We start from the raw sequence: 13,168 nt of genomic DNA, 5'->3' as shown, positions 1-13,168 counted from the left end.
TGAAATTTATTATGAGCAATCAATTTATCCTTATGGTTGAAGATCATTATGAACTTGCGGCGACCGTATGCGAGTTTTTAGAGCAACATGGCTTTGTGATTGATCATGCTCGTAATTTAGATGCTGCTCGTAATTTTTTAAAAAACCAGCCTTATCATTTACTTTTATTAGACATCAACTTACCTGATGGCTCAGGTTATGATCTTTGCGAATGGTTGAGAAACGACCAAGGAAAAGATATTCCTGTGCTCATGCTAACTGCAAGAGATACTTTAGATGACAAATTAAAAGGTTTTGTTGCGGGTACAGATGATTATCTCGTTAAACCGTTTGACTTCAATGAATTAGTGATGAGAATCAAAGCATTAATCAAACGTTCATTAGGCGAGGTTTCAAACAATAAAATTCAAATCCATGACCTAATTTTAGATAGTTCCACACAAACCATTATTCGTGCAGGTCAACAGATTGATTTACCACGCATTCAATTCAAACTTTTAAAAATATTAATGAGAAACTCACCAAAAGTAATTACTAAGCAAGAAATTATTATTGAACTTTGGGGAGACGAAGAACCTGAAAGTGATGCATTACGTAGCCATATTTATAACTTACGAAAAATGGTCGACAAACCATTTGAACAGAAACTCATCCACACGGTTTCTGGTGTCGGGCTGAAAGTCGCAATTGAAGGACAGAACTAAAAGTTAATTCATATAAACGACAACGATTAGACCTGTAGTATTTTCAAGTGCAAGATATTTATGGCTGCTGAGATAATATTGACGATCAAATAATTCAACTCGCCAGCCTAATTGTTTACAGAGTTTTTGAACAAGCTGCAAACCAATCCCATGTCCTTTGGCATTTAGCTGCAATTTGGTCGTGCTTAATTCTTTATTTTTTGATTCATTTGGCATCTCAATGCCAATCCCATTATCCGCAATTACAATACTATTTTTTCTTTGGATAATATGGATATGTGTCCCTTGAGAATAATTGAGAGCATTACGTAAAATATTGCTGAGCACCATTTTCGTCATGGATGGATAAATGACTCTAGGAAATTCTTGGGCATCATATTGGACAAATATATCAATTCCTTTTGTTTGACTAACTGGCTCCAAATCACTGACTAAATCACGAATAATAATTGATAAAAGCATCTGTTCAGCATTCAAGGTATTGGTTGTATTTCTAGCAATTGCCAACAAAGTATCAACTAATAACTGCATATCATCGATGGTATTTGAAATGCGATTGAAGGATTTATCCTCACCATATTTTGCCTGACAAAGTTGAATATTCCCTTTTAGAATCGTCAGTGGCGTTCTGAGTTCATGACTTACGTCGCCCGTAAATTCTCTTTCTCGATTAATAAATTCAGTGAGGACTTGATGGTATTTTTCCAGTGCTTGTTTTAAATATTCAGCTTCCATATTGCCATTGGTATTTATACCTTCAAAAGGTGATGCCTCTATATTTTGATGTGCCCAATCAATATGTTCCAACGCATTTGCTAATCGTGTAATCGGTGAAAAGTAACGCTTGGCACGGCGATTTGACCACCACAGAATGCTATATAGCACAATTAAGCTGAACATAAGCGGTGCTAGGCCAAACATCCAAACAATTTTATTAACGTTGCTTTCACCAAACACAAGCAATACATGCTGTCCGTTTTGTTCGCCATATACGGTCATACGGTCTTTGCCATCAACAAATATTCTGTGAACACCCTGTTTTAAAACTTGATGTTTAAATGCTGAAGGCGGATTTTCACTCTTCCAACGATAACCATATAAATTTTTAGTATCTGGAAGATCTGCATTTGGATCGCGCTCAACACGTATCCAATAATGCTCCATCTCTTGTTCAAGTGCAGTTTTAAGTAAAGAACCTTTAATCACCCATGCACTACACGCAATTCCAATAATAATTGAAAGTGCAATCAGCCCAATTTGCAGCCAATAATGGCGATTGAATATTTCACCCAATGGGTGATTTTGCTCGCCATTTTTATTGCGTGTAAACATAGGCTAATCTGCACTAAAGAGTAATTAAATTATACGCTTTTCTTTTTGAACAGGAAGTGACCAACCACCCACTCTTGTCCCTGTTCAAATCCAAATAACTCTGCACAAGCCATAAAAAATATACGCCAACGTTGCCACCATGCATCTGTATCTTGTGCATAGACTTGTTCAAACAAAGGTTTTAACTCATCAGCATGGCGATCCATATTTTCTAACCAAGCATTAGATGTTTTTTCATAATGTGTGCCTGACCACTGCCAATGCTGCGCAAGCTCTAAATGATCTTGGAAATGTAAGAATGTAGAGGTAGATGGCATCAGACCACCCGTAAAAAAGTAACGTGACATCCAGTCATATTCGCTTTTGATTTCAAAAGGATAATGTAAGAAGCGATGACAGAAAATATGACACCACAACATACCATCCTCTTTAAGCCAAGATTGAATTTTCTCAAAGAGTTTCTGATAATTTCTAACGTGTTCAAACATTTCCACTGAAACTACGCGATCGAACGTATTTGTTTTCAATTCAAGTACATTGACATCACAAGTGATGATTTCAATATTGTTCAAATTACGTTTTTCAGCTTCAGCTAAAATATGCTGACGTTGAGTTGCCGAATTTGAAACACCTGTGATCTTCGCATTTGGATAACGCTCAGCCATCCATAGGGTAAATGATCCCCAACCACAGCCCAATTCTAAAATCTCTTGACCATCCAGTAACTGTGCACGATCACTATATATTTGCAATGCAAATTCTTCGGCTTCATCTAAGGTGGTGTGGTCATGTGGAAAGAAACAGGCACTATATTTCAAACGTTTCCCTAGTACAGCCTGAAAGAAAGCAGTCGGCAACTCATAATGTTGCTCATTGGCTTTGTCTGTTTCAATCGCAATCTCGCTATGCTTCAACATATTGAGCACGTCCATATAACGCTGTGCACCTTGCTCAGGATCATAACGCCCTTCTTGAATCAAACGCTTTTTACTCAATGCACGGATTGCTGCACGAATCGCCTGATCTGGAACTAAACCGCTTTCAACGAGTTTTAAAGATTTTTGAATAATAAAGTCCATGTGCAGTACCTACTGTTTGGGTTTCCACGGAATAAACATTGAAGTTCGTTTTTGATAATCGAGATAATTTTGACCTCGATTTTTTAATGCTTGTTGCTCACTGAATGGAATACCCGTGATGTAATACAAGAATAACCACATCAAAATTGGATAGATCCACAAGCTTAATAATCCTGCCGCTACTCCTATGATGGGATAAGCAAACCAATGCAGCCATTCAAAGAAGTAGTTTGGATGCCTTGAATACTTCCACAGACCTTGATCCATTGTTTTGCCATGATTATTGGGATTCTGCTTGAACCGATATAATTGTTGATCTGCAACCGTCTCGCCAACGAATGCAACAAACATAATTAAACCTGCAATAATCAGATAATCATTGGTATCCATGCTCCAAGACATGCTTGGCACATTGAGCAAGCTCCACATCGGAATGCTAAATAAAATGGCTAATCCAGCCTGAAACATGAAAAATAGAAAGAAACCAAAATGTTGATATTTGCCCATTGCTCTGCGCATGTTGGCATATCGTCGATCTTCTTCATGCTCAGCTAAATAACGACGGAATAGGTGCAAAGTTAGCCGCAAGAACCATATTGAACTGAATACGCCGAGAAACAATCTGACATTTAACGGAGCGATCTCAACAAACAATGCTGTAATGGCAATATTGAGAACAATACAGAAACTCCATGCAACATCTACGATACCTGCACGATGGTTTACTGTTGCCCACAACCAACAAAGCGTCATCACAAGGGCATCAAGTAAAAACAATTGCCATATCATAACTGCCTCCTTGATGCTTAAAATAATGAGAAATTAATAAGGACTTGCTTCAAATAAAAGGTGTACATCGCTGATCACCCCTTCTTTAAAGCCACCTTCGCAATAGCAAAGATAGAAATCCCACATCCGAATAAAGTTTTCATCAAATCCCAAAGCCAAAACTTGTTCTTTAGCATTTAAGAAACGCTCACGCCATTGATGAATCGTCTCAGCATAGCTCAAACCAATATCTTCAAGATGTTTTAAGCGTAGCTGTTGTTCAGATGCCGCTTGAGTTAAAACGCTGATACAAGGGATAAAGCTCCCTGGGAAAATATAGCGTTTAATGTAATCCACGGTATTCAAGGCTTTTTTATAGCGTGCATCTTCAATCGTAATAGCTTGAATCAATCCCAAACCGTTCGGTTTTAATAAGGATCGGCATTTATTAAAGTAAGTCGATAAATATTGCTCACCCACCGCTTCAATCATTTCGATCGAAACCAACTTGTCGAACTTGCCTTCTAACAATCGGTAATCTTTAAGCTGAACATTGACACGATGACTGAGACCCGCATCGGTGATACGTTTGGTTGCTTCATCGTATTGTGCTTGAGAAATGGTGATCGTGGTCACTTTACAACCATAATGCTGAGCAGCGTAGATCGCAAATCCGCCCCAACCACTACCGATCTCAACCAAGTGATCCATCGGTTTGAGTTGTAATTTCTGACAAATCAGTTCTTTTTTATAATCAGAAGCTTCTTCTAGAGTCATATCTTTGTGCTTATATACTGCACTGGAATACATCATTGAAGAATCAAGAAAGAGTTTGAAAAAGTCATTGCTCAGGTCGTAATGCTCTGCAATATTTTTTCGACTTCCTGACAATGAATTTTTACGTGTTTTGTACCAAGCTTTTAATACAAGTTGGCTGGCTTGAGAAATCACATTCTGATTAATCTTATCAAGCACATGACGGTTTCTCGCCAAAATTTGAATGACTTCAACGAGGTGTTCACTGCTCCAATAGCCGCGAATATAACCTTCAGCCGCACCAAGTACACCGTTTTTAAAAATGAGATCGATCAATTCTTTATTATGAATATCTATCGTAGCTTCTAAATCTGAAAGCTCTCCCACGGTACCATTCCATTCTCCACGAAAATGAATTTGACCATGACGAAGTTTGAGCAAGCTCCGAAGAACCAAAGGCAGTGAATCGTGTTCACCGAAAATAAGCGTTTTCATCATGTTGTTTTAAATCCTTATCTTTTTTAGGGTGCCGATAAAATGGAACTTTCTTTCGCCATAGATGAAAAGCTTGAAGGTAGATCGAAGCTAACATCTTGAAAGGTTCAAAGATATGATGAATAGCATAACGATTCAGTTGTGAAGGAACTGTGATGCTAGTTAAAGTGAAACGCATCGTTGCATCAAAGATAAATTTATCTGATTGATAAAGCTGCATATGAATCACATTTTGTTCATCTGAAAAGCTAAAGCACCATTTATAGTGAATATCCATCGGCATAAATGGAGACACATGAAAACTCTTTTCAAATTCGAACTCATAACTTTTGAAATGACTGTGCTCTTTTAATTTTTGACGGCAGTCATGCACATAAACTTTACGTTCATTCCAAGGGGTATTGGTGATTTCACTCAATATGAAAACAGGTTGTTTTTGAGGATTGAGTACAAAATAAAAGATGACTGAATTAAAACTAAATCCTAAAGTTCTTGGCAATGCAAGGACACGAATTTCTGATTGAGTCGATAAAATCGTGTCCACTTGCTGCAAAAGGATTTTCTTAATTCGTTCTCTGATCGAACCTGTATAGCCTTTTAGAAAATCATTTTCATAAAGATTTAAGATATTCCAACGCGAAGTTGAACAAAGCCATGAACGATCTAGGTTTTGATCGATACGATCTGGATCAAAACATAAATAGCTCAAACTAGACTGAAAATCGTGTACTTTGGGATGAAAGCGCCGATGTCTAATCTGAGCTTTGGCTATGGAAAGTGAATCTTCAAACATGTGATCACCTCCAAATTAGTCTTTAATTCTTAATAGCTTATCTACTACACGCTGAGCACTTCTCGCTCCATCTTCATGAAAGCCCCAACCCCAATATGCCCCACAGAATGAACTGCGGTTTTGACCATTAATCAGTTCCCAAAGCGCTTGAGACTCAATTGCTTTTTTATCAAAAACAGGATGACGATAATGACGTTCGACATAAATCTTATCTTTTGCGATCGGCATATTCGGATTCAGTGTAGAAAATACCTGCGTTTTACACGGTAGATTTTGCAAACTGTTCATCCAATAGGTAAATCCATAGTGTACTTGATGAGCTTTGCTATTTTTTTCAGTTTTTTCTTGAGCAGTGACATGCACATGCCAACTCGCCCATTGAGATTGACGCTTCGGCATAATCGAAGTATCGCGATGTACCACCATAAAGTTATCTTGATAGTCAAAACAACCTAATACATCTCGCTCATCTGCCGAAGGATTTTGAATCAGCTTTAACGTGTCATCAGCATGACTCGCAAACACAACCCAATCAAAAGTTTCTTGTTCTTGATTCGTGACAATATGAACAAAATCATTTTCACGAATCACTTGTTGAACTTGCGCTTTCTTCCAAATAATCGATGGACAAGCTTTTTGAATCGCTCGTATATAAGAAGCTGAACCACCTTTTACTGTCTGCCATTGTGGTCGATCAGCCAACTGCAACATACGATGATGTTGAAAAAAACTGACCACAAATTTGTAGGGTATCTTTCCAACTTGATCAACTGGACTTGACCATAGTGCACCACACATTGGATAAAGATGTTCTTCTCTAAAAACCTGAGAGTAGTCATTTCGATTTAGATAATTTTCAATACTTAACTCAGCATCACATTGATCCACGACAACATCTTTATTCTCCTGATAAAACCTGATCAGATCAGATACCATCAATCGAAAGTTCTTATTTAAAAAATTTTGCGGGCGAGTCAATAATGACCATTTTTTAGATGGATTGTACTGTAGACCAGTAACCTGATTATTCACAGAAAAGCTCATATCACTATTCTGTGCTTGGATACCCAGTTCAGCAATCATTGCACTGAATAAAGGATAGTTATAGTCATTAAATACAATAAACCCACTGTCCACTGCGACATTTTGATCATCAATCCAAAGATCATGCGTGTCGGTATGTCCTCCGAAATAATTTTCTTTTTCAAAGATCGTGACTTGATGCTGCTGTGATAATTTCCATGCAGCATACATACCTGAAATGCCAGAGCCTACGATTGCAATCTTCATCAAGACTCCTCAGTTTGAATTTTATTTCTGTTCATTTTTAGATTTAATTGATGGCTTTTATGCGCATCATAAATACGTTGCGGTACAGGTTTGATCGCCCAAACTAAACCTAAATAAGACATGATTTTTAAAATGTAATAGGTAATATCAATTTGCCACCAGAAAAAACCTTGTCGAGTGCTACCCGCATAGTAATGATGGTTGTTATGCCAACCTTCACCTAATGTAATAATCGAAAGGAATAAATTATTTCGACTGTTGTCGTTAGTCTCAAAATCTCGACTTCCATACAAGTGAGCAAGAGAGTTAATACATAAAGTTGCATGAATCAATAAAACGGTTGAAACCACAAAACCCCAAACCAATAGTTGCAAACCCGATGTACCTAAACTGGGATAAGCAGCAGCTAACCACTCACCCAAACCATAAATTGATAAAGCAGTCAGTAACACCACGGGTAAACTAAAACGATCTAACCATACGATTTCAGGAAACTTTAACCAATCTTTGATGACCTCTTTTCTTGTCGTAAAGTTTTGGTCATTTAAGAACCATCCGATATGGCTGTACCAAAATCCATGTGTAGATGAATGTGGGTCTTGTTCAGTATCAGTGAACCGATGATGATAACGATGATGAGCTGCCCACCATAACGGACCACGCTGTGCACTCATTGTGCCAATAAGTAGGAAAAAAAACTGAACTGGTCGTGAAGTTTGAAAGGTTTTATGCGAAAGATAACGATGAAAGAACCCTGTAATTGCAAACATTCTAATCAAATAAAAAGCAAACATGAATATAAGTGCAAACCATGAAACCCCGACCCAAAAAACAGCCAGACAGGCAATATGCAGCAAAATAAACGGAATAATTCTCAACCATTGAATTTGAGTATCTTTGATGGCTATTGAACTTTCAATTTCATTAGATTTAGACCTATTGGGAATTGACCAACTATCTATCCATCGCAGAAAAAATTTAAACATTGATTCTTCCTGACCCATCTCTTTTTATAATTATCATAGTAGTAAGTTTAGTATGAAATTAATGTGAAGCGTTATTTTATTACCTACATCATATCTTTTATTATAAGATAAATTGTTTGTATAAACATAAATTTATTATTTTATTAGAGTCTAAATACATATCAAATTAGACTCTAATACATTTGCTTCATCCAATATCTCAACCCAAATATTCAATCAAAGAAGACGAATACTTGACCAGATTAAATATATAGCAACTCCAACTACAACTGTTGCAAAAACCTTCTGTACAGTATTGAGTTCAATCAAATTGATTAATTTTCTTCCAACAATCATTCCGACAATACATGCCAGCACAAAACTAGTGGTGATTAATATTGGATATTGATAACCATCAATCATATGAGCTGAAATACTGACGCCACCAATCAGAAAAATAATCATTAAAGAGGTGGCAACAATACTATGCATATCAAGATCAGTTGCTTTTTTTAAAGCAGGCACAATCACAAAACCGCCCCCAACACCTAAAAGTCCAGTCAATAAACCCGCAACAATACCGATAAGACCCAAGACACTGGCTGTTTTTACATTCCAAATCAGCTTTCCTGTTGATTGATTGACCTTACATGGCGGATCTTCAAAATCATGAACTTTATTGAAGAAAATTCGATAGGCGACAATCAACATGACAAGACTAAATGCCAAACTTAACCAATTCGGCGAGATAATATTTGATAAATGAACGCCATATCTAGCTGAAGGAATACTGATTAATGCAATCCAAATTGCAGCTTTATAGCGTACGATTTTTTTTTGTAACCCTTGTACACTCCCCACAAAAGATGAAAGTGTAATAGCAAGTAGTCCGACTGGTGCTGCTTGTGCGACAGTCCACCCTTGGCTCGCCATCAGTGCTGGAACGGCTAAAATTCCCCCTCCCGCACCCGTTAAGCCAAGTAGGCATCCGATTGCTAGACCTTCTAAGACTAATAACCACATATCCATAAAGGACCTCATGAGAAATGAGATACACTTTTTCAAGTGTGAAAATACCTGACTCAGCTCTAGATTTAGAGCTAAGTTAATGATTTTATAATCTAATGAATTACATTAAAGTTTAGGTTTTACCAGCCACTCATGCCCTTTTAACATGCCATCCCAATACATCGGGGGTAGGATTTGCTCTTTTAACAGCCATGCCATACGTGAAGGTTTTTGACCATCCAAAAACCACGTTGGAAAACTCGGAAGCAGCTTCCCGCCGTAACCGAACTCAGCAAGTACAATCTTGCCTCGCTCAACGGTCAAAGGACATGATCCATAACCATCGTACCGCGCAAATTGATCACTACCTTTTAAGTACTGCAATACATTCACCGCAACGATTGGTGCTTGTTTACGCGCTGCCGCAGCAGTTTTCGCATTCGGAGCATTCATGACATCTCCAAGTGCAAAAATGTAAGGATATTTACTATGCTGCAAAGTATGTTGATCGACACTCACCCAACCCGCGGCATCGACTAAATTACTCGCGCGAATAAAATCAGGAGCTTGTTGCGGTGGGACAACATGAATCATGTCAAAGTCAGTTTCAAACAGCGATGAACTTTCACCTTGATTGATCTTGAACCAAGCACGTTTGTTCTCACCATCAATTTTTATCAATTGATGATTGAAGTGCAGATTGGCGTTATAGCGTTTTATATATTCCATCAGTGCAGGCACATAGGCTTCAACACCAAATAGAACCGCGCCTGTATTAAAGAAATCTATTTGAATATCTTTCAATACCCCTTGTTTTTGCCAATGGTCAGCAGAAAGATACATTGCTTTTTGCGGTGCACCCGCGCACTTAATCGGCATAGGTGGTTGAGTGAAAATAGCCTTGCCACGTTTCAAATTACTCACCAATTGCCAAGTGTATGGCGCTAAATCATAGCGATAATTCGAGGTCACACCATTTTTTCCCAGTGTTTCAACTAAACCTTCAATACCATGCCAGTTGAGTTTCAAACCTGGGCAAACTACCAATACTTCATAGTTGATCGGCTTACAGCCCTCTAACAATACCTGTTTATTGTCTGGATCAAAGGCAGCCACAGCCGCTTTTATCCACTGTACTTGCTTGGGCATCAAACTCGCCATAGTACGAACTGTTTTTTCGGGCGTAAAAATTCCACCTCCGACCATCGTCCAACCCGGTTGGTAGTAATGAATTTCCGCAGGATCGATAACTGCAATATCAAGATTTGGCTGACGAGCAAGTAGGCTTGAAGCAACCGAAATCCCAGCAGCTCCTCCACCTACGATCACCACCGAAAATTTAGGCACATTATTTAATTGTGTCGGATGTTGATTGAGGATTCTTGGCACTAAACCTTGCAAATCATAGCCCATCATTTTGGAGACAAGTAACATCTGATCTATACTTAAACCCGAAACCTGAGATAAACCCCAAAGCGTCATTGAGCGAGTACCCGAACGACAGAATGCCAAAATTGGTTTCTGAGCTGCTTGGTATAGCGATTTAAATTCTTCAGCCTGCTCATTTGTCACACGACCACTGACCACAGGTAAATACTCAACTTGGATCCCGTGAGTAGATGCGACTTCTTGTATTTCAATGATATTGGGTTGATCAGCACCCTCACCATCAGGACGATTACAAATAATTGTTTTGATACCTTTATTTGCAAGTTCAGCCACATCTAGTTGAGAAATTTGATCTGCAACATAAAATTCTTGATTCACTTGTTTTAATTGCATGCCACTCTCTCCTATTATTGACCGCAGGCTTTATTCGCAGGTAAAGCAATATCAATTTTCTTTGGATAAGGAAGATTGAGGTTTTCCATCAAAATAATGAAGTCTTGCTTACTTTTGCCCTCTCCCAATCGAGAATTATAAAGTCGCTCTTGTGCTACGGTAGATGACAAACGCCCTTTATAGTCATGGCCCGGATATACAACAGTTTCATCAGTTAAAGTGAATATCTGTTGATGGATACTGTCATATAAAGTCGCTGCGTCGCCCTCTTGGAAATCAGTTCGTCCACAACCGTCAATAAGTAGTGCATCACCGGTAAATACCATACCCTCGACCACATAACTGGTACATGCATTGGTATGCCCTGGTGTATAGCGAGCCTCAATTAGAATTTCACCTAAGCGAATCGCAGTACCATCTGTAATGAAAATATCGCCACAAATAACACCTGAGTTACGGTGTAAGACGGTTCTACATGCGAAACGTTCACGTAACAGATTTGCTGCTGTGACATGATCTGCATGGACATGCGTATCAAGGCTATAAACCAACTTCAAATTATTTTGTTTAAGCATGTCCGCATAACGTTCAATTTCCGATGCTACTGGGTCAATCAATACCGCTTCACGTGTTTGCTCAGATGCAATGAGATAAGTATATGTTGAACTTTCATTTTCAAAAAATTGATGGAATATCATACGCATCGATCTCTATTTGCTTATTTATATATTCTTAAATTGCAAACAAGATGCCAACTTTATGCACAAATTATTATATTCAAATAAAACAATATATTATTAAATATAATTAATTATTTTTTAACGATAGCGTTTCAAATTAGGTGCAAATAATGTTTCAATAAACAATATATGAAACATAAAATGAAATGTAATGAATCAAATGATTGGTTTTAAAACTCAACAGGATTTAGAAAATTTCTTGGGCTATTTACAACAAGTCATAGCAGACTGTGCCCTTTTTATCGTTGATCAATCGAATGTAGCTGTTATTTATGATTTCAAATCAACTGGCTTTAATCCTTCTATTGCAGAATTGACTAAACAAAAAATACTGAACAATCTATTAGAAACTGGGAAAGTTCATCTGCAATCTGCCACAACTTCAATTGAACTTTTATGTCATCAACACAATATCAATGTTTCTGATCAACATTTCACTGGAAAATTGTTTTTAGTCCAGCTCTTACAACAGACTGAAATAACACCAATAGAACAAAGATTTCAAAGCTTAGCAGAAACATTTCATAGCCAATCAGCTGAAATGCAACGTATGTTTTCAATCATTGAACGTGTGGCAATTACTGAATTTCCAGTATTAGTTCGTGGTGAATCTGGAAGTGGTAAAGAACTTGTGGCTCAAGCCATTCATGACCACAGTCAGCGAAAAAATAAAGTATTTATCGCGATCAACTGTGCTGCATTAAATGCAAATATCTTAGAAAGTGAATTGTTTGGACATGTCAAAGGTGCTTTTACAGGCGCGATTCGTGAGCATAAAGGTGTTTTCGAACGTGCTGCGGGTGGAACACTGTTTTTAGATGAGATTGCTGAAATTCCACTGGAGTTACAAGCTAAACTTTTGCGTGTCTTAGAAACTGGTGAGTTTACGCCTTTGGGTGGTGAAAAATCGATTAAAGCCAATGTGCGAATCATCACCGCAACACATCGTGCATTGAGAGAAGAAGCTAAGCAAGGACGTTTTCGTCAAGACCTTTTGTATCGTCTTAGAGTCATCCCCATTTTTATTCCGCCTTTACGTGATCGCAAAGAGGATATTCCTTTAATTGCAGAATATATACTGCAACAGCATCAATCTGTTTTAAAACATTTACCTCAATTATCAGATCGTGCTTTAACAGCTTTAATTGCCTATGATTGGCCAGGCAATGTGCGTGAGTTAAAAAATACCCTACTTTATGCTCTAACAATGGCAAGTGAAAAACTAGAAATTGATAGCTGTGATCTACCAGATGAAATTATAGAAAATCCTTTTCATATCAATCAATCCAGTTCAACGATCACACATATCAAACAGCCACAATTATCTCAAAAGCTAAACAAAGAAACGCTAAAAAATGTTTTAGTTAAATATGATTATAATCTCGTTCTTGCTTCAGAAGCATTGAATATGAGTCGCACAACCTTATGGCGTTATCGTAAAAAATTTGGACTATAA

General features: G+C 37.7%; 12 protein-coding genes. 2 read left to right on the top strand and 10 right to left on the bottom strand.

Annotation, left to right across the window (positions count from 1 at the left end):
• Positions 1–11 precede the first annotated feature (11 nt).
• Positions 12–704 (top strand): response regulator transcription factor, encoded by a 693-nt coding sequence (locus F933_RS03515; RefSeq protein ID WP_005058556.1) that lies wholly within the window; start codon positions 12–14, stop codon positions 702–704.
• Positions 705–707: 3 nt separating this feature from the next.
• Here F933_RS03515 and F933_RS03510 read toward each other — a convergent pair whose 3' ends face one another.
• The 10 genes from F933_RS03510 to F933_RS03465 all read right to left on the bottom strand — a co-directional run bounded on the left by F933_RS03510 (position 708) and on the right by F933_RS03465 (position 11,670).
• Entirely contained in the window at positions 708–2,036 is a 1,329-nt protein-coding gene (locus F933_RS03510) for a sensor histidine kinase (RefSeq protein WP_005058554.1), read from the bottom strand.
• Between the two features lie 29 nt (positions 2,037–2,065).
• Complete coding sequence (locus tag F933_RS03505; protein WP_005058552.1) at positions 2,066–3,115, bottom strand: SAM-dependent methyltransferase; 1,050 nt, start codon at positions 3,113–3,115, stop codon at positions 2,066–2,068.
• Positions 3,116–3,124: 9 nt separating this feature from the next.
• Positions 3,125–3,904: a DUF1295 domain-containing protein gene (locus F933_RS03500; protein WP_005058550.1), complete on the bottom strand. Its 780-nt coding sequence runs from the start codon at positions 3,902–3,904 to the stop codon at positions 3,125–3,127.
• Positions 3,905–3,937: 33 nt separating this feature from the next.
• A complete protein-coding gene (locus tag F933_RS03495) occupies positions 3,938–5,137 on the bottom strand; it encodes an SAM-dependent methyltransferase (protein WP_005058549.1) in 1,200 nt (399 codons plus the stop codon).
• Complete coding sequence (locus F933_RS03490; RefSeq protein WP_005058547.1) at positions 5,112–5,927, bottom strand: DUF1365 domain-containing protein; 816 nt, start codon at positions 5,925–5,927, stop codon at positions 5,112–5,114. The genes F933_RS03495 and F933_RS03490 overlap by 26 nt, the downstream gene beginning before the upstream one ends.
• A gap of 15 nt (positions 5,928–5,942) precedes the next feature.
• Positions 5,943–7,217: an NAD(P)/FAD-dependent oxidoreductase gene (locus F933_RS03485; RefSeq protein WP_005058545.1), complete on the bottom strand. Its 1,275-nt coding sequence runs from the start codon at positions 7,215–7,217 to the stop codon at positions 5,943–5,945.
• A complete protein-coding gene (locus F933_RS03480) occupies positions 7,217–8,203 on the bottom strand; it encodes an acyl-CoA desaturase (protein WP_005058542.1) in 987 nt (328 codons plus the stop codon). Before F933_RS03480 ends, F933_RS03485 begins: the two co-directional genes overlap by 1 nt.
• A 216-nt stretch (positions 8,204–8,419) precedes the next feature.
• Positions 8,420–9,211 (bottom strand): sulfite exporter TauE/SafE family protein, encoded by a 792-nt coding sequence (locus F933_RS03475; RefSeq protein WP_005058540.1) that lies wholly within the window; start codon positions 9,209–9,211, stop codon positions 8,420–8,422.
• Positions 9,212–9,316: 105 nt separating this feature from the next.
• Positions 9,317–10,972 carry a bifunctional protein tyrosine phosphatase family protein/NAD(P)/FAD-dependent oxidoreductase gene (locus tag F933_RS03470; RefSeq protein WP_005058538.1) on the bottom strand — a complete coding sequence of 552 codons (1,656 nt, stop codon included), beginning with the start codon at positions 10,970–10,972 and terminating at the stop codon, positions 9,317–9,319.
• Between the two features lie 14 nt (positions 10,973–10,986).
• Positions 10,987–11,670, bottom strand: a complete 684-nt coding sequence (locus F933_RS03465; RefSeq protein ID WP_005058536.1) for an MBL fold metallo-hydrolase — start codon at positions 11,668–11,670, stop codon at positions 10,987–10,989.
• A 193-nt stretch (positions 11,671–11,863) separates the two neighbouring features.
• On the opposite strand from F933_RS03465, the gene F933_RS03460 reads away from it, so the two are divergent.
• Positions 11,864–13,168: a sigma-54 interaction domain-containing protein gene (locus tag F933_RS03460; protein ID WP_005058534.1), complete on the top strand. Its 1,305-nt coding sequence runs from the start codon at positions 11,864–11,866 to the stop codon at positions 13,166–13,168.

Source organism: Acinetobacter beijerinckii CIP 110307 (assembly GCF_000369005.1).
Taxonomy (GTDB): domain Bacteria; phylum Pseudomonadota; class Gammaproteobacteria; order Pseudomonadales; family Moraxellaceae; genus Acinetobacter; species Acinetobacter beijerinckii.
The sequence above is the reverse complement of the archived record's forward strand: the minus strand, read 5'-3'. Positions and strand labels throughout refer to the sequence as shown.

What these genes read in the sequence shown, in the direction of transcription:
- F933_RS03515 (WP_005058556.1), top strand. Translation starts at nt 12, where the DNA reads ATGAGCAATCAATTTATCCTTATGGTTGAAGATCATTATGAACTTGCG.
- F933_RS03510 (WP_005058554.1), bottom strand. Translation starts at nt 2,036, where the DNA reads ATGTTTACACGCAATAAAAATGGCGAGCAAAATCACCCATTGGGTGAA.
- F933_RS03505 (WP_005058552.1), bottom strand. Translation starts at nt 3,115, where the DNA reads ATGGACTTTATTATTCAAAAATCTTTAAAACTCGTTGAAAGCGGTTTA.
- F933_RS03500 (WP_005058550.1), bottom strand. Translation starts at nt 3,904, where the DNA reads ATGATATGGCAATTGTTTTTACTTGATGCCCTTGTGATGACGCTTTGT.
- F933_RS03495 (WP_005058549.1), bottom strand. Translation starts at nt 5,137, where the DNA reads ATGATGAAAACGCTTATTTTCGGTGAACACGATTCACTGCCTTTGGTT.
- F933_RS03490 (WP_005058547.1), bottom strand. Translation starts at nt 5,927, where the DNA reads ATGTTTGAAGATTCACTTTCCATAGCCAAAGCTCAGATTAGACATCGG.
- F933_RS03485 (WP_005058545.1), bottom strand. Translation starts at nt 7,217, where the DNA reads ATGAAGATTGCAATCGTAGGCTCTGGCATTTCAGGTATGTATGCTGCA.
- F933_RS03480 (WP_005058542.1), bottom strand. Translation starts at nt 8,203, where the DNA reads ATGTTTAAATTTTTTCTGCGATGGATAGATAGTTGGTCAATTCCCAAT.
- F933_RS03475 (WP_005058540.1), bottom strand. Translation starts at nt 9,211, where the DNA reads ATGGATATGTGGTTATTAGTCTTAGAAGGTCTAGCAATCGGATGCCTA.
- F933_RS03470 (WP_005058538.1), bottom strand. Translation starts at nt 10,972, where the DNA reads ATGCAATTAAAACAAGTGAATCAAGAATTTTATGTTGCAGATCAAATT.
- F933_RS03465 (WP_005058536.1), bottom strand. Translation starts at nt 11,670, where the DNA reads ATGATATTCCATCAATTTTTTGAAAATGAAAGTTCAACATATACTTAT.
- F933_RS03460 (WP_005058534.1), top strand. Translation starts at nt 11,864, where the DNA reads ATGAATCAAATGATTGGTTTTAAAACTCAACAGGATTTAGAAAATTTC.